The sequence below is a fragment of the Aeromonas tecta genome, assembly GCF_000820185.1.
GTDB classification, from domain to species: domain Bacteria; phylum Pseudomonadota; class Gammaproteobacteria; order Enterobacterales; family Aeromonadaceae; genus Aeromonas; species Aeromonas tecta.
On the sequence record NZ_CDCA01000039.1, the window covers coordinates 158,951 to 175,429 of the forward strand.

At 63.2% G+C, this 16,479-nt stretch carries 15 protein-coding genes and 1 tRNA gene; 15 read left to right on the forward strand and 1 reads right to left on the reverse strand.

Translation table 11 applies throughout. The annotated features are described in order from the left end of the window. From hyfB to hypA, 15 genes are all read left to right on the forward strand, one after another. Positions 1-1,794: hydrogenase 4 subunit B (gene hyfB, locus BN1137_RS18905; protein WP_050720073.1), on the forward strand; the 1,794-nt coding region annotated here is incomplete at its 5' end. After that, positions 1,794-2,747, forward strand: a complete 954-nt coding sequence (locus BN1137_RS18910) for a respiratory chain complex I subunit 1 family protein (protein WP_050720074.1) — start codon at positions 1,794-1,796, stop codon at positions 2,745-2,747. The genes hyfB and BN1137_RS18910, both read left to right, overlap by 1 nt. 65 nt (positions 2,748-2,812) lie before the next feature. Then, entirely contained in the window at positions 2,813-4,531 is a 1,719-nt protein-coding gene (locus tag BN1137_RS18915) for a hydrogenase large subunit (protein ID WP_050720075.1), read from the forward strand. 9 nt (positions 4,532-4,540) lie between these two features. Then, positions 4,541-5,071, forward strand: a complete 531-nt coding sequence (locus BN1137_RS18920) for a formate hydrogenlyase complex iron-sulfur subunit (RefSeq protein ID WP_050720076.1) — start codon at positions 4,541-4,543, stop codon at positions 5,069-5,071. Further along, entirely contained in the window at positions 5,071-5,886 is an 816-nt protein-coding gene (locus BN1137_RS18925; protein ID WP_050720077.1) for an NADH-quinone oxidoreductase subunit B family protein, read from the forward strand. The genes BN1137_RS18920 and BN1137_RS18925 overlap by 1 nt, the downstream gene beginning before the upstream one ends. Next, the gene (locus tag BN1137_RS18930) at positions 5,879-6,292 is read left to right on the forward strand and encodes a formate hydrogenlyase maturation HycH family protein (RefSeq protein WP_050720078.1); all 414 of its coding nucleotides are present in this window, start codon (positions 5,879-5,881) and stop codon (positions 6,290-6,292) included. Before BN1137_RS18925 ends, BN1137_RS18930 begins: the two co-directional genes overlap by 8 nt. Continuing rightward, entirely contained in the window at positions 6,292-6,783 is a 492-nt protein-coding gene (hycI, locus tag BN1137_RS18935) for a hydrogenase maturation peptidase HycI (RefSeq protein ID WP_050720079.1), read from the forward strand. The genes BN1137_RS18930 and hycI overlap by 1 nt, the downstream gene beginning before the upstream one ends. Positions 6,784-6,985: 202 nt before the next feature. After that, positions 6,986-7,077, forward strand: a tRNA-Sec gene (locus BN1137_RS22610). 200 nt (positions 7,078-7,277) lie between these two features. Then, complete coding sequence (gene selA / locus BN1137_RS18940) at positions 7,278-8,735, forward strand: L-seryl-tRNA(Sec) selenium transferase (protein ID WP_050720080.1); 1,458 nt, start codon at positions 7,278-7,280, stop codon at positions 8,733-8,735. A 4-nt stretch (positions 8,736-8,739) separates the two neighbouring features. Continuing rightward, positions 8,740-10,692, forward strand: coding sequence for a selenocysteine-specific translation elongation factor (selB, locus tag BN1137_RS18945; protein ID WP_050720081.1), 1,953 nt, complete (start codon positions 8,740-8,742; stop codon positions 10,690-10,692). A gap of 17 nt (positions 10,693-10,709) precedes the next feature. Next, positions 10,710-13,103, forward strand: coding sequence for a carbamoyltransferase HypF (gene hypF / locus BN1137_RS18950; protein ID WP_232306970.1), 2,394 nt, complete (start codon positions 10,710-10,712; stop codon positions 13,101-13,103). A 101-nt stretch (positions 13,104-13,204) separates the two neighbouring features. After that, positions 13,205-13,456 carry a HypC/HybG/HupF family hydrogenase formation chaperone gene (locus tag BN1137_RS18955; protein ID WP_033130236.1) on the forward strand — a complete coding sequence of 84 codons (252 nt, stop codon included), beginning with the start codon at positions 13,205-13,207 and terminating at the stop codon, positions 13,454-13,456. Next, positions 13,450-14,568, forward strand: coding sequence for a hydrogenase formation protein HypD (hypD, locus tag BN1137_RS18960; RefSeq protein ID WP_050720083.1), 1,119 nt, complete (start codon positions 13,450-13,452; stop codon positions 14,566-14,568). The genes BN1137_RS18955 and hypD overlap by 7 nt, the downstream gene beginning before the upstream one ends. A gap of 46 nt (positions 14,569-14,614) precedes the next feature. After that, complete coding sequence (gene hypE, locus BN1137_RS18965) at positions 14,615-15,619, forward strand: hydrogenase expression/formation protein HypE (protein ID WP_050720084.1); 1,005 nt, start codon at positions 14,615-14,617, stop codon at positions 15,617-15,619. Positions 15,620-15,720: 101 nt separating this feature from the next. Further along, the gene (gene hypA, locus BN1137_RS18970; RefSeq protein ID WP_050720085.1) at positions 15,721-16,062 is read left to right on the forward strand and encodes a hydrogenase maturation nickel metallochaperone HypA; all 342 of its coding nucleotides are present in this window, start codon (positions 15,721-15,723) and stop codon (positions 16,060-16,062) included. Here the strand turns inward: hypA and BN1137_RS22120 are convergent. Continuing rightward, a partial coding sequence (locus BN1137_RS22120) for a hypothetical protein (RefSeq protein WP_198150677.1) occupies positions 16,040-16,479 on the reverse strand: 440 nt, incomplete at its 5' end. The two genes, hypA and BN1137_RS22120, sit on opposite strands and share 23 nt — an antisense overlap.

Below are 16,479 nucleotides of genomic sequence, written 5' to 3' on the forward strand. Positions count from 1 at the left end.
TCCCTCGCCAACCGCCTCAACAGCGGCCTGGCCCTGCTGGGCTCCCTGGCCGGTGTGGTAGTTGCCGTGGAGGCCCTCGCCTCGGGGGCACCGATTGACGGCCAGCTCTGGCTGCTGGGTTCGGTGCACCTCGATATGCTGGCCGCCCTGATGCTGTTGGTGATCACGCTCGTTGGATCAGCCGTGTCTCTCTACTCCTTTGCCTATATCACGGAGTATCAGGGCAAGGGGGATGTTTCCATCGGCGTGCTGATGAACCTCTTCCTGTTCGCCATGGTGGGCATGGTGCTCGCCGACAACGCGCTGGGCTTCTTGCTCTGCTACGAGCTGGTGACCCTCACCAGCTACTGGCTGGTCAAACGCAACCCGGAGGCCGCCAAACAAAGTCGGCTGTATTTGGTGATGAACCATATCGGCATGGCGCTGGTGCTCATCGCCTTCTGGCTGCTCTGCCGTGAGAGCGGCAGTCTGGAGTTCAGCGCCCTGCGTGAACAGCACCTGGCCGGCACCCTCGCCTCCCTGGTGTTCCTGCTGAGCTTCTGCGGCTTTGGCCTGCGCGCCGGTTTCGTGCCCCTGCACGGCTGGCTGCCGGTGGCCGAGCCCGTCGCCCCCTCCCATATCTCGGCGCTGATGTCCGGCGTCATGGTCAAACTGGGCTTGTTTGGCATTCTGCGGGTCGCCATCGATTTTCTCGGCGCCAGCCAGCTCTGGTGGGGCTACATGGTGCTGATCTTCGGCGCCTGCTCGGCTGTGCTCGGGGTGCTGTTTGCCCTGGCCGAACATGACCTCAAGCGGCTGCTCGCCTACCACACGGTGGAGAACATCGGCATCATCCTGATGGGGATGGGGATCGGCATGATTGGCCTCGCCAACCAGCAACCCACCCTGGTGGCGCTGGGGCTGCTCGGGGCCCTCTATCACCTGCTCAACCACGCCATCTTCAAGAGCCTGCTGTTTATGGGCACGGGCTCCGTCATGTTCCGCCTGCATACCCGCGACATGGACAAGATGGGGGGCCTCGCCAAGCTGATGCCCTGGACGGCGCTGGCGTTTCTCATCGGTGCCATGGCCATCTCGGCCCTGCCACCGCTCAACGGCTTCGTGAGCGAATGGTTTATCTATCAGGCCCTGCTCAGCATGACCAAGCTCGGCACCTCCATAGTCGCGCCGCTCGCCGTGGTGATGCTGGCGGTGACCGGTGCCATGGCGGTGATGTGCTTCGTCAAGGTCTACGGCATCTGCTTCTGCGGCGCCCCGCGCAGCGAGAAGGCGAGCCAGGCCCGCGAAGTGCCGGGCGCCATGGTGGCGGGCACCCTGCTGCTAGCCGCCGTCTGTCTGGTGCTGGGTCTGGGCGCCCCCTGGATTACCCCCCTGGTCAACGGCTACGGTCAGGCACTGGTTGCCAACCAGATGACGGTGGCAACCGGCGCGACCCTGCTGCCGCTCGATAGCAGCCAGGCCGTGCTCTCCCCACCGGTGATTGCCATCACTTTAATTGGCCTCTTCCTCATTCCGCTGCTGATCCTGGCGCTGTTCAAGGGTCCCAAGCTCGGTCGCCGCCACGCCGGTACGCCCTGGGCCTGTGGCTACGCCTATGAGGAGCGCATGAGCCTCACTTCCGGCGCTGTTACCCATACCCTGCGCCAGCTGTGCGCGCCCCTCTATCGCAAGCAATCGCGCCTCGATCTGGCCAGTTCGCTGCACGGGGTGAGTGAGTCGCCCTCCGCCGCTGGCTGGCTGCTTCATGGCCTGGTGCTGGCGCTCTTTATCCTGATGGCAGTAGGAGTTCAATGATGCCCGCTCTCGAAATGCCAAGCTGGGGCATGGTCGCCCTCGCCCTCACCCAGGCCCTCGCCATGCTGGCGCTGGCCCCGCTCGCCACCGGTTTTAACCGTGTATTGCGGGCCAAGATGCACTCGCGCCAGGGGCCGGGACTGCTGCAGGATTACCGGGATATCGGCAAACTGCTGCGCCGTCAGGAAGTCACCCCGGAGCCTGCCGGCATCATCTTCAACCTGACCCCGGCCCTGCTCATCGCCACCCTGCTGCTGGTGGCCATGGCACTGCCGACCCTGACCCACGAGTCCCCCTTCCCCATCGCCGGGGATCTCATCACCGACATCTATCTGTTCGCCATCTTCCGCTTCTTCTTCGCCCTCACCGGGCTCGACAGCGGCAGCATGTTTGCAGGGATCGGTGCCCGCCGCGAACTGACCCTCGGCATCCTGGTCGAGCCCATCCTGGTGCTGGCCTGCTTCATCATGGCGATGATGGTGGGCAGCTCGGATCTCGGCAACATCAGCACCTATGTGGCCACCCAGCCGCTGGCCGCCCCCGTCGCCACCCTGCTGGCGGGGGCCGCCTGCGCCTTCGCGGTCTTCGTGGAGATGGGCAAGCTGCCCTTCGACTGCGCCGAAGCCGAGCAGGAGCTGCAGGAGGGGCCGCTGACCGAATATTCCGGTGCCGGTCTCGCCCTGTTCAAGCTCGGCATCGGCCTCAAGCAACTGGTGGTGGTGCAACTCTTCTTGGTCATCTTCCTGCCCTTTGGCAAGGCGGCGGACTGGAGTCTGCCGGCGCTGGCCATGGCCGCGCTTATCCTCGCCTGCAAGCTGCTGGTGGCCTTTGCGCTCGCGGGCCTCATCGAAAACGCCATGGCCCGCACCCAGTTCGTGCGCACCCACAGGCTGACCCGCTATGGCCTGGGGCTCGCCCTCTTGGCCCTGCTCGCCTATCTGGTCGGGGTATAAGCCATGTCCGCCTTGGCCCCCGCTGTTTCCGATTTCATTTTTCCCGATTTTAACGAGATAACTGCATGACCATCGCCATCTCAGATCGCATCGGCTGCGACTACATCCAGCAACTGCGACAGCAACTGCCCCACGCCATCACGGACGAGCAGTGGCAGACCGCCGATCAGGCCACCCTGACCGTCAAACCCACCGACTTGATTGCCCTCACCAGCATCTTGTTCCACAAGCTCGGCGGCTGGCTGTCGGTCTCCTTTGCCAACGACGAGCGCAGCCTCAACGGCCACTTCGCCGTCTACCACGTCTTCTCCATGGAGGCCGAGACCAAGAGCTGGATCACCGTCAAGGTGCTGGTCAACGCCATCGAGCAGGAGTATCCCTCCATCACCCCCACCATTCCGGCGGCGGTGTGGGGGGAGCGGGAGATCCGCGACATGTACGGCCTGCGTGCGGTCGGCCTGCCGGACGAGCGCCGGCTGGTACTGCCGGATGACTGGCCCGAGGACCTTCACCCCCTTCGCAAGGACGCCATGGATTATCGCCAGCGTCCCTCTCCCACCACCGAGACCGAGACCTATCCCTTCGTCAACGAGCTCGGGAGCGATGCCAATCGCATCGTGCCGGTCGGCCCGCTGCACATCACCTCGGACGAGCCGGGCCACTTCCGGTTGTTTGTGGATGGGGAAGACATCATTGATGCCGACTACCGGCTGTTCTATGTCCACCGCGGCATGGAGAAGCTGGCCGAGACCCGCATGGGTTACAACGAGGTGGCCTTCCTCACCGATCGGGTGTGCGGCATCTGCGGCTTCACCCACAGCGTCGCCTACACCACCTCGGTGGAGAACGCCATGGGCATCCAGGTGCCGGAGCGGGCCAAGATGATCCGCGCCGTGCTGCTGGAGGTGGAGCGCCTACACAGCCACATTCTCAACATCGGCCTGTCGAGCCACTTCACCGGTTTCGACACCGGTTTTATGCAGTTCTTCCGGGTGCGGGAGAAATCCATGACCCTGGCCGAGCTGCTCACCGGCGCCCGCAAGACCTATGGCCTCAACCTCATCGGCGGGGTACGCCGGGACATCTTCAAGGAAGATCGCATCAAGGGCGCCCAGCTGGTGCGGGAGCTCCGCGATGAGCTCAAGCCCCTGGTGGCCATGCTGCTCGATACCGCCAACATCTCCTCCCGTCTGGTGGGGATTGGTCGGCTGGATCCGCAGGTGGCGCGGGACTTCAGCTGCGTCGGCCCCATGGTGCGGGCGAGCGGCTTCAAGCGCGACGTGCGCCGGGTACACGACTTCGCCGCCTACCGCGAGCTCCCCATGGAGATCCAGACGCTAGCGGGCTGCGACGTGCAATCCCGGGTGCTGGTGCGCATTCACGAGCTCTACGACTCCCTCGACATGATTGAATTTGGTCTCAATCACCTGCCAGAAGGCCCCTTGCTCACCGAAGGCTTCACCTACCAGCCGGGCAAGTTTGCGCTGGGCTTCACCGAGGCGCCCCGCGGCGAGAACGTGCACTGGAGCATGACCGGGGACAACCAGAAGCTGTTTCGCTGGCGCTGCCGCGCCGCCACCTACGCCAACTGGCCCGCCCTGCGCTACATGCTGCGGGGCAATACGGTGGCGGATGCGCCGCTCATCATCGGCAGCCTGGATCCCTGCTACTCCTGCACCGACCGGGTCACCCTGGTCGACCCCAAGAAGGGCAAATCCACCGTGGTCTCCTACAAGGAGATCGAGCGCTACGGCATCGACCGCAAGCACTCTCCGCTCAAATAAGGGGCCATCATGATCAAGCTGTTCAAGACCATCCTTAAGGCCGGCACGCCGGCGGCCAGGTACCCCTTCGCCCCCTTCGAGGTGAACCGGGACTTTCGTGGCAAACCGGAATACCAGGCTAGCCAGTGCATCGCCTGCGCCGCCTGCACCAAGGCCTGCCCGGCCAACGCCCTCATTATGGAGACCGACATGGAAAGCGGCGAGCGGCGCTGGGAGCTCTCCATGGCGCGCTGCATCTTCTGCGGCCGCTGCGAGGAGGTGTGCCCGACCCACGCCATTTCGCTCTCCCCGAACTTCGAACTGGCGGTGACCAACAAGGCCGATCTCTACGAGGAGGCCCGCTTCCCCCTGGCCCCCTGCGAGCTGTGCGGCAGCTACTTCGCCCCCGCCAGACTGGTGGCCCTGGTGGAAGACACCCTGGCGCAGGCGGCCAAGCCGCTGGCTCACCCGGAGCGGTTACACCACTGCTCCGACTGCAAACGCAAACAGAGCATGTTGCACCAGCCCGTCCGGTCAACAGCCCAACAGGAGTGGATCTGATGAGCCAAATCAAAGGCATAGAACCCATTATTGGCGATGCCCATAGCCGCGCCGTGCCCCTGGCACAGGATCCCGAGATAACGCGCCTCAAAAAGACACTGCTCAAAGACATTCGCCGCTCGGCCTATGTCTATCGGGTGGATTGCGGCGGCTGCAACGCCTGCGAGATCGAGATCTTCGCCACTATCACCCCGGTGTTTGACGCCGAGCGCTTCGGCATCAAGGTGGTCGCCTCCCCGCGCCACGCCGACATCCTGCTGTTCACCGGCGCCGTGACTCGGGCCATGCGGGTGCCGGCCCTGCGCGCCTACGAGGCGGCCCCGGATCCCAAGATCTGCATCGCCTACGGCGCCTGCGGCTGTGACGGCGGCATCTTCCACGATCTCTACTGCGTCTGGGGCGGCACCGACAAGATAGTGCCGGTGGATGTCTATATCCCCGGCTGCCCTCCTACCCCGGCGGCGACCATCTACGGCTTCGCGGTGGCCCTGGGTCTGCTTGAGCAGAAACTGAAAGCCACCAGCCACGAAGTGGCGGCGGGCGCGCGGGTCGAGCTGCGCCACACCGGCATCCCGCACGAGATCCGGGTGATGATCGAGCGCGAGGCGCGCCGCATGGCGGGCTACCGACAGGGCCGCATCATCGCCGACGAGTTTATGGCGCTGCTGGAAGGGGCGACCCAGCAGGACGTGGACTTGCGTATCCAAAGTTATCTGCAGCAGCACGACGATCCGCGCCTGTCGGAGATCGTCAACAACCTGGCCAACGCCTGCCTCAACCGGGGCTCGGGCAAGAAAGAGGTCACCCATGGCTGACCAGGTCTTCTTCTATCGCCTCTCCCGCAAGTTCGTGGACGAGCAGTTTGACGTGCCCGAGGAGGCCAAAGAGGTGATGTACTACAGCCTCGCCATCGGCCACCACCTCGGCATCGTCGATTGCCTGAGCGCGGATCTGGTCTGCCCCTTGGCAGGCTATCGGGACTGGGTCGGCAAGCTGCCGGCAGGCAGCGAGGCGCGTCGCAAGATGGAAGGCTTTCTCACCTTCGGCGAGATCACCGTCTATCGGGAGCACTGCCACATGCTGGCCTGCGCCTTAGACCGGCTGCGCAAGGCCGAGGGTGTGCTCAGCGAGTCAGAGCTGGGCTGGACCGACACCTTCATGGAGCAGCTCACCGCGCTGTATAACGACCCCCATATGTACCTGATGATAAGGAGCCGCTAATGAGCCGCAATCTCGTGTTGACCGTGGGCAATGCCATGATGGGGGACGACGGTGCCGGCCCTTATCTCGCGGAAAAGTTGCAGGAAAGCCCCCTGCCCGGCTGGCTGCACATCGACGGCGGTATAGCGCCGGAGAATATGGTGTACAAGATTCGGGAGCTGCAACCGGATCGGGTACTGCTGGTGGACGCCGCCGAGATCGGCGAGAAGGCGGGAACGCTCCAGGTGATCCCGCCCGAGACCATCGCCGACATGTTTATCTTCTCGACCCACAACATGCCGCTCAATTTCCTCATCGACGAGCTGAAAACCTTCGTACCCGAGGTGCTCTTCGTCGGGGTGCAGCCGGCCATAGTGGCGTTTTCCTTCCCCATGACGGAGATGGTGAGCGGCGCCATGGATTATCTGCACCAGCATCTGGCGGCGGCCCAGGATACAGATCTATTAATAGAGCGATTCGCCCAGTGGAATAATGTAAATAGCGCGAGATAAATATCCTGCGCACTATCAAAAACAATTCTCACTACATTTCAGATTGGCCCGTTGTGACAATAAAAACTTCGGGCTAACTGCGCCATTTTTGATATAAAACAACGCTTGTGGAGATACGTGACAAAATGGCTAAATAACGGGGTTTTATGGCCAAAAAAGCGTTGCCAGTCACAAAAAAGTGCCACAAAATGGCGACCTTAGTGGAAGTTGATGGGGTCTGGTGGCCCTCCCGGTCTTCAAAACCGACGTGAGCCGAGAAGGCTTTGGCAGGTTCGATTCCTGCCTCTTCCGCCACTTTTCTATATTGGATAGAACGCCTTCATACCGCTTGCCAATATAAATAGACAGATGGTTATCCTGGCCTTGTGATTAATTCAATCGCATCTGCGAATTATTAAATGATGATGCTGTTTCCTTGCGCCTGAATATCCAACCATTGTCGTCATCTTATCGGCCAGTCGGTGTGCATCCGCCAGCACAGTCCGGGTAACATCATGCCGAACCAGTCTCACGCATCAGCCACCGACCACCAGCCAACTCAGCCCAATTTTCGCCTGCCCCAGGTGGAACAGTTGCTGCAGCAAGCCTTTCTCGCGCCCTATATCGCCGACTTGAGTCGCCCCCTGGTGACCCAGGTGGTACGCGAGACCTTGAGCGAGCTGCGCCAAAGCGAAGGCTTTCGCACTACGGGCATAGACCAAACCTACCTGGAGGCGCAGATAGTTACCCGCTGTCAGCAGTGGGTGCGCCAACGTCAGACCCGGCTTATCAACGCCACCGGCACCCTCGTTCATACCAATTTGGGGCGCTCACCGCTCAATGCCGAGCTGTGGGACGAGGTACGCGAGCTCAACACCGGTTACAACAACTTGGAACTGGATCTCGCCACCGGCAAGCGCGGCGGCCGCAAGGGGCTGATTGCCCCCCTGCTCGCCAGCCTGACCCAGGCCGAAGACTCGCTGGTGGTGAACAACAACGCCGCCTCCCTCTTTCTGCTGTTGCAAGAGATTGCCAAGGGGCGCGAGGTGATCGTTTCGCGCGGCGAGCAGATTCAGATTGGCGGCGGCTTTCGCATCCCGGACATTCTGGCGCTCTCCGGCGCCACCCTGGTGGAGGTGGGCACCACCAACATCACCACGGCCAAGGATTACCTCGATGCCATCACCGATCAGACCGCCCTGGTGCTGATGGTGCACAGATCGAATTTCGCCATTCGCGGCTTCACCGAATCCCCGGACATCGGCGAGGTCGCCCGCGTCCTGCCGGATCACATAGTACTGGCGGTGGATCAGGGCTCAGGCCTCACCACAGAGGGGTTTGCCCCGGACGAAACCTCGGTGCGCCAGTACCTCAAGGCAGGGGCGGATCTGGTCTGCTACTCCGGCGACAAGCTGCTGGGAGGACCCCAGTGCGGCATCATCGGCGGCCGCAGCGACCTCATCAAGCGGCTCGAAAAACACCCCATGATGCGCACCTTCCGCCCGAGCCGCATCGTCTACTCCTTGCTGGAACGCCTGCTCATTCACAAGCTCAACAAGTCCCCCACAGGGGAAGGGATCGCCCAGCGCACTATCTCCGATCCCGCCGCCATGCAAGGGAGGGCCGAGCGACTGATGCACGCCCTGCCCGGCTGCTTCGCCCAAGTGCCCGCCCAGCTGGTAGTGGGTGGCGGCACCCTGCCGGACGAGTTCTACCCTGCCCCGGCGCTGGCCTGCCTGGACCCGCGCCCCGCCCAGCAGTTGCTCGATGCCTTGCGGGAATTGCCGGTGCCGGTGATAGCGACGGTCCGTCAGCAGCAGGTGCTGCTCAACATGGCTTCCTTGCTGGAGGAGGATATGGATGTGCTGATTTCACAGTTATACATGCTATTAAAACCAGTAAAAGACATAGAAAATACTGCAGAAATACCCCAGGTTGGCCATCCCCTGAACCTCTCGAGGGAGGCGGTCTGATCCCATGAGCTCCTATCGCACCGTCATCGGCCTCGCCGGCCACGTGGATCATGGCAAGACCCTGCTGATCCAGGCCCTCACCGGCATCATCACCGCCCGCGCCCACGAACAGGCCATCGGCATGACCCAGGATCTCGGCTTCGCCCACTTCGACGACGGCCAGGGCAATACCATAGGGGTGATAGACGTGCCCGGCCACGAGCGCTATGTGCGCAACATGGTGGCGGGGCTCCGGAGCCTGGATCTGGTGCTCTTGGTGATCGCCGCCGACGAGGGCTGGATGCCCATGACCGGCGATCACCTGCGCCTGCTCAAAGCCATGGGGGTGCCGCGCCTGCTGGTCTGCATCAACAAGTGCGACTTGGTAAACAAAGAAGATCTGGCGCTACTGGAAGAAGCCTTGCTGGAGCGGGTGATGGACGAGAGCGGCATGGTGCCGGACATCGTCTGCGTCAGCGCCAAGACGGGCGAGAACATAGACGCGCTGCACACTGCCATCGTCCACCAGCTGGCGGATGTGGCAGACGAGCAAGCCGCCCGCGAGCAGCAGGCCCCCCGCCTCTATGTGGACAGGGTCTTCACCGCCAGCGGCACAGGTACCGTGCTCACCGGCACCCTGCAACGGGGCAGCCTCAAGGTGGGAGACAAGCTGCGGCTCTATCCCGCCAACAGGGAGGTGCAGATACGCTCCCTGCAGGCCTATCACAGAGCCGTCGATGAGATTGGCGCCGTCTGCCGGGTGGCGGTGGGGCTTAAAAAGGTGCCCCACAAGGAGGTGGCCCGCGGTCACTGCCTCGCCAGCGCCGCCGGAGATTGTCAGGCGGTCAGCCACCTGATAGTGCGGCTGGAGCTCGCCAATCCAACTCTGAACAACCAAGCCGCTCCAAGTCTTCGCAACCAGGAAGTGGAGGTGGCGCTCGGCAGCTGGCACGGCCGGGCCCGCTTTGTACCTATCAAAGAGGTGCCGATTAAAGAGGCATCTATAAAAGAGATGCCCATCAAGGAGACCCGGCTGGCCAGATTGATCTTTGCCAGCCCCATCCCCTGCTTCTTCGGCCAGCCGCTCGCCATCATCCGCCACGGCAGCAGCGAGCTGTTGCACGGCGCCCGCATCCTCTGGTGCGGCGACATCCATCCCGCCAAACGCAAGGCGCTGCACGCCCTGCTGTGCGAGCTGCCGTGGGATCTCGCCGGCCTCAACCCCGCCACCCTGCAGCTGGGGCTCGATGGCTATGCCCTCGACAGCCACTTTATCGAGCCGCCTCCGGCCACGGTGCAGGATGGGGACTGGATCCTGAGCCACGCTTGGCTCGCAGATACCCGCACCGCGCTGCTGACCATCCTGGCACAGCAGCCGATGAGCGCCACCGAACTCGCCACCAGGCTGCACATCGTCCTGCCGGTCGTGCAGCAGTTGTTGCAGCGACTCAAGGAGGAGCAGCAGATCCGCCTGCACCACGAGAAGTGGCAGCCGGGCAGTGACGAGTCGGAAGATGAGCTCGGGGAAGAGGCGCGGCTGGTGCTCAAACTGGTGCGAGATCAAGGCAAGGAGGGGTATGAGCCCGGTAAACTGGGCCCCGGCGGCGTAGCGATAGACCCAGTGCTCCAGCTCACCCTGCCTCAGGGGCTGCGGCCAAAAGGCGCGCTGCAAAAGCAGCTTCGCAACCTGGCGCGGCTCACCTATCTGGTACAGCTGGAAGGGCCCATCTACTACGATGCCGAACTCTATGACCATATGGTACGGGCCGTGCTGGCAGGCCAGCAGGTGGGGGATCTGATCGACATGGGCAAGTTCAAAGAGATCACCGGACTATCGCGCAAATACGCCATTCCGTTCTGTCTGCGCATGGAAATGGATGGCTGGCTCAGGCGGGAAGAGAACGATCGGCGGGTGCTGCGCCTGCCCCCTTGTGCGCAGCTGGCAGACAAGCCGTTCGCAGAGGGCGAGGTGGTATGACAGCGAAGACGACCCCAATGACTCACTCATCCCCAACCAGCTCTGAGCCTGTCCAACTGCGCCGCGAGTTTCGGCTCAACGGCATAGTACAGGGAGTCGGCTTTCGCCCCTTCGTCTATGGGCTGGCGCTCTCCCATCGCCTCACCGGCTATGTGCTCAACGATGCCAACGGCGTCACCATAGGGGTGCAAGGCAGCCCGGCCCAGTTGGCAGATTTTGCCCACGAGCTACGGGAACTGGCTCCACCGCTCAGCCGCATCGACAGCTTCAGTGAACGGGCGCTCCCCCTTGATGACGACCCCGACTTCGATGGCACCTTTCATATCAGGGCCAGCCAGCAGCAGAGCGCGGCCACGGTCGCCATCTCACCGGATCAGGGCATGTGCAAGGCCTGCGCCCGGGACATCGCCAACTCGGCGGATCGCCACCACCGCTATCCCTTCACCAACTGCACCCATTGCGGCCCGCGCTACAGCATCATCCGCCGCCTCCCCTACGACAGGCCCCACACCGCCATGGCGGGTTTCGCCATGTGCCCGAACTGCGCTCGCGCCTACGAGGATCCGCTAGACAGGCGTTACCACGCCCAGCCGGTGAGCTGTCCGGATTGCGGGCCTCAGTTGACCTGGCGCGGTGGCGAAGGCCTGGCGCTGGCAAAACGGGAGCAGGCCCTGCAAGCCGCCGCCCGCGCGCTGCAAGAAGGCGCACTAATCGCGGTCAAGGGGATGGGGGGCTATCACCTGATGTGTGACGCCCGCAGCGAGCAGGCCGTGGCGCGGCTGCGCGTGCTCAAACGCCGCGCCCGCAAGCCGCTGGCGGTGATGATGGGATCCCTCGAGGAGGCAAGGCTGCACGTGGAGGGCGGCGAGGCCGAGTGGCAACTGCTCGGCTCCCAGCCCAGACCCATCACCCTGCTGCGCAAGAGGCCATCGGCCGAGCTGCCGCCCAGCACGGTGCCACTGGCCGAAGGCATAGCCCCCGGCATCCCCTATCTCGGGGTCATGCTGCCCTACACCCCGCTGCATCAGCTGTTGCTGGAGGCCTGCGCCATGCCGCTGGTGGCCACCAGCGCCAATGCCCGTGGCAGCCCCATCCTGATCCAATGTGAGGCTGTAGTTTCTGAACTTGGGGCACAGATAGACGGCATCCTGGATCATAACCGCCCCATCTTACACCCCTGCGACGACAGCCTGGTGCAGTGGGCGGGCGGAAGGCAGCAGTCCCTGCGCCTCGCCCGCGGTTATGCCCCCTGCACCCCCAGCCTGAAAACAGCGATCGGGCAACCCGTGCTGGCGGTGGGCGCCCAGCAGAAGAATCAGCTGGCGTTGGCCTTCGGTCGCCAGCGCATTTACAGCCCCTATATTGGGGACCTGCACAGCCTGCCGATGCAGCAGCACTTCGAGCAGACCCTGGACACCTTCCGCACCCTCTACGATCTCAAGCCCAGTACGCTGGTGTCCGACTGCCATCCCGGTTATCTCAGCCATCAGTGGGCCAAGGCCTATTGCGCCACAGAGGGGACGACCCATCTCGAGGTGCAGCATCACCACGCCCATCTGCTGGGAGTGATGGCCGAGCATGACATCACTGGCCCCGTATTGGGCTTTGCCTTCGACGGCATCGGCCTCGGCGATGATGGCACCCTCTGGGGCGGCGAGCTGCTGATTGCCGACGTGAAGGGGTTTGAACGAGTGGCACACCTCAAGCCATTTCGGCTGATCGGGGGGGAACAGGCCATCCGTGAGCCGGTGCGCCAGCTGCTGGGCCTGCTGTTTGAATCCCACACGTCAGATGAGATAGGCGCCCTCGATCTTCCCGTGATAAGCCAAATGCCCGCCGAGCGGCTCGCCAACCTGCACCAGCTGTGGCGCCTTGGCCGCAATGCTCCTTATACCAGCTCCATGGGTCGACTGTTCGACGCCGTGGTCGTCCTCTTGGGCCTGGTCGACGAGCCGGATTACGAAGGGGAAGCGGGGCTCTTGCTGGAAGCGGCGGCCCTGCGACTCGCCCCGGATGCCAAGCCCTGGCCGCTGCATTTCGAACTGATCGAGCAAGCGAGCGGCCCCCTGCTGATCGACTGGGCGTCGCTCGTTGCCGAACTGCTCAGGCAGCGCAATGAAGTACCGGTGGCGAACTTGGCCGCCGGCTTTATCCGCGCCATCGTTGAGCTTATCGCCCAACTTGCCGAACGCTTCCCCACCTATCCGGTAGTACTGGGGGGCGGCGTCTTCCAAAACCGCGTGCTGATGGACCAGCTTGTCCCCCGCCTTGAAGTGGCGGGACGCAAAACATTGACCAGCCAGACCCTGCCGCTCAACGACGGCGGCATAGCCGCAGGCCAGCTCTGGTTTGCCATCCATCATCTTGCGGAGCCGGGGCCGACCGCCCTGCCCGCCGTGTCGGAGTCCTGAATCAATGCCCTCTCCTGCCCCCACCGACAAGCGCCAGCCCTGGCTTGCCACCTCTTATCTTGCCGCGCCAACGGGCGCTGCCGTGTCGGAGTCCTGAACATATGTGCCTTTCCATTCCCTCCCAGGTGGTGCAGTTACACCCCGAAGATAACTGCGTCACCGTCGACACCCTGGGGGTGCAGCGGCGGGTCAGCTGCATGCTGCTCGAAGATCCGCTGGCGCTGGGGGACTATGTGCTGCTTCACATCGGTTTCGTGATGAGCAAGATTGACGAGGAAGAAGCCCAGGCGAGCCTGGAGAGCTTCCGCCAGATGGTGGCCCTGATGCCCAAGCAGGACATCTTGCCATGCTGAGCCTGAACGATCTGTTTCAGGGTTTTCGTGAGCCCCAAGTGATCCGCGCCCTCGCCGCCCAGATAAGCGAGCTGGCCGAGCAACTGCCCGAGCCCCTGCGGGTGATGGAGGTGTGCGGCGGCCATACCCACACCATCATGAAGTACGGTCTGCCCCAGTTGCTGCCGGCCAGCATCGAATTCGTCCATGGCCCCGGCTGCCCGGTCTGCGTCATGCCGAAAGAGCGCATCGATCAGGCCATGGAGCTGGCCGCCAAGCCGAACGTCATCCTGGTGACCCTGGGAGACATGATACGGGTGCCGGGCTCCAAAGGTTCCTTGGCCCAGCAGCGGGCAAAGGGTAGCGACATTCGCCCCGTCTATGACCCCCTCGATGCCCTGCGCATCGCGAAGGAGAACCCCGATAAGACAGTGGTGTTCTTCGCCATAGGTTTCGAGACCTCCACCCCCATGACGGCGGCGCTGCTGGCAGCCGCAGACGCCGCGGGAGTGAACAACCTGCTGTTTCATATCAACCATGTGCTGGTGCCCCCCGCCATTCACGCCGTGATGGCCGACGGGGTCGCCAAGGTCAACGCCTTTATCGGCCCCTCCCACGTCAGCGTCATCACCGGCGCCGACATCTACCTGCCCATAGTCCAGCGCTACCAAGTGCCGGTGGTGGTGAGCGGCTTCGAGCCGGTGGACGTGATGGAGGCGCTCTTGATGATGGTGCGCCAGAAGGTGGAGGGGCGCTGCGCGCTCGAGGTGCAATACAGCCGCGCCGTGACCGCCAGCGGCAACCGGGCCGCCCAGCGTCTGGTCGATAAGTATTTTGAGACCCGCGAGCACTTTCGCTGGCGCGGGCTCGGCGACATCAACGCCTCCGCCCTGCGCCTGCGAGACGCCTTCGCCGCCCGGGATGCGGAGCGCCACTTTGCCCTCAGCCAGACCCCCATCGACGATCACAAGGCCTGTCAGTGCGCCGATATCCTGCGCGGGCTCGCCAAGCCGAACCAGTGCAAGGTCTTCGGCCGGGGCTGCACCCCGACCCAGCCCATGGGCAGCTGCATGGTGAGCTCCGAGGGGGCCTGCAACGCCTACTACCGCTATATGGGGATCCAGGAGCAATGAGAGAAATTCAACTTAGCCACGGCTGCCGTGCGGAGAACCAAGCCACATGAGAGAGATCCAACTCAGCCACGGCGGTGGCGGTGTGGAGATGAACCAGCTGATCAACCAGCTGTTCTTCCACCATTTCGGCAACGAGATCCTGCTGCGCGGTGAAGACGCCGCCCTGCTGCCAGTCACCGGGCCCATCGCCTTCACCACCGACAGCTTCACCGTCTCACCACTGTTCTTCGCCGGCGGTGACATCGGCAAGCTGGCCATCGCCGGCACCGTCAACGATCTCGCCATGATGGGGGCAAAGCCTGAGTATTTGAGCTGCAGCTTTATCATCGAGGAGGGCTTCCCCTACTCAGACCTCGTCCGCATCGTCGAGTCCATGGCGACGGAGATCACCAAGAGCGGCGCCCGCATCGTCTGCGGCGACACCAAGGTGGTGCCGAGGGGCGCGGCGGACAAGTTGTTTATCAACACCAGCGGGGTCGGCAGCTTCCCCCTGCCCGAACAGAGCCGGGGCATCTCGGTGCGAAACCTCCAGGCCGGTGACGCTATCCTGGTGTCGCGGGATATCGGCAGCCACGGCGCCTGCATCCTGATGGCCCGTGACGCCCTGCAGCTCGGCTCGACACTCAAGAGCGACTGCACCACCCTCTGGCCCCAGGTGGAGGCGCTGCTTGCGGCAGACATTCGCCCCCACGCCCTGCGCGATGCCACCCGGGGCGGCCTCGCCGCCGTGCTCAACGAATGGAGCACGGCATCCGCCGTTACCATCGAGCTGGAAGAGTCCGCCATCCCTGTATGCGACCCGGTGCGCGGCCTGTGCGAGCTCTACGGCTTCGAGCCTTATGATCTCGCCAATGAGGGAACCATGGTGCTGGCCCTACCCGCTGAGCAAGCCGAAGCGGCGCTGGCGCTGCTGCGAGGGTTCAATCCCAGTGCCTGCCAGATCGGTGTGGTGAAAGAGAGCGCCAAACACAAGGTGATCCTCAACAACCCCTGGGGCAGCCGCCGTTATCTGGAGTTGCCACAAGGGGAGCTGCTGCCCCGGATCTGTTGATCGGTTTTCAGAGAGCGACTAGGCGGCTCGCAGAGCGAATTTATACCCGCAGTGGGGAGCGGACTTTTTCTCTCCCCACCCCTTAGCAAGGAGTTCACAGCATGCACGAGATGTCTCTGGCCATGGCGGCCATCGATCTGGCGACCGAGCAGGCCGCCCAGCGCGGCTTTAGCAAGGTCACCGCCATCTGGCTGGAAGTCGGCAGCTTCTCCTGCGTCGACCCGGACACCATCGCCTTTTGTTTCGAGGCCGCCGCCAAGGGCACGGCCGCCGAAGGCGCAAGCCTGCATTTTCAGCATCAGACCGCCGAGGGCTGGTGTTACGACTGCAGCAAGACGGTTGCACTCACCGAGCGCGGTCAGGCCTGCCCGGAGTGTGGCGGATACAAGTTACGAGTCGCGCAGGGCGATAGCCTGCGCATCACCGACATCGAGGTAAGTTGATATGTGTAGCGTATGCGGATGCGGCCAGGCGCGAGTTGCCGGCCAGGACCATCAACACGAACATGATCATCATCACGACCATCCCCATGAACATGGGCATGACCATCATCATGAGCACGACCATGAGCATCAGCATGATCACGGCCACCATCATGGTCATCATCACGCCCATGCTCCCGCACCAGAGCAGGCCACACCCCGCACTCTGGTCATCCATCATCACCATCACTACCACCATCAGGGGGACGTGCATCACCACTACCACGGCATGATCCCTGACGACCTGACCGCTCAGCCAGATGCCCACAAACATGGTCAGCATCATGACCATCACCACGAGCACGAGCACGAGCATCAGGCTAGCGGCCATGCCCATCATCATTCCCATGACCACAGCCATGAGCATGAGCATGAGCA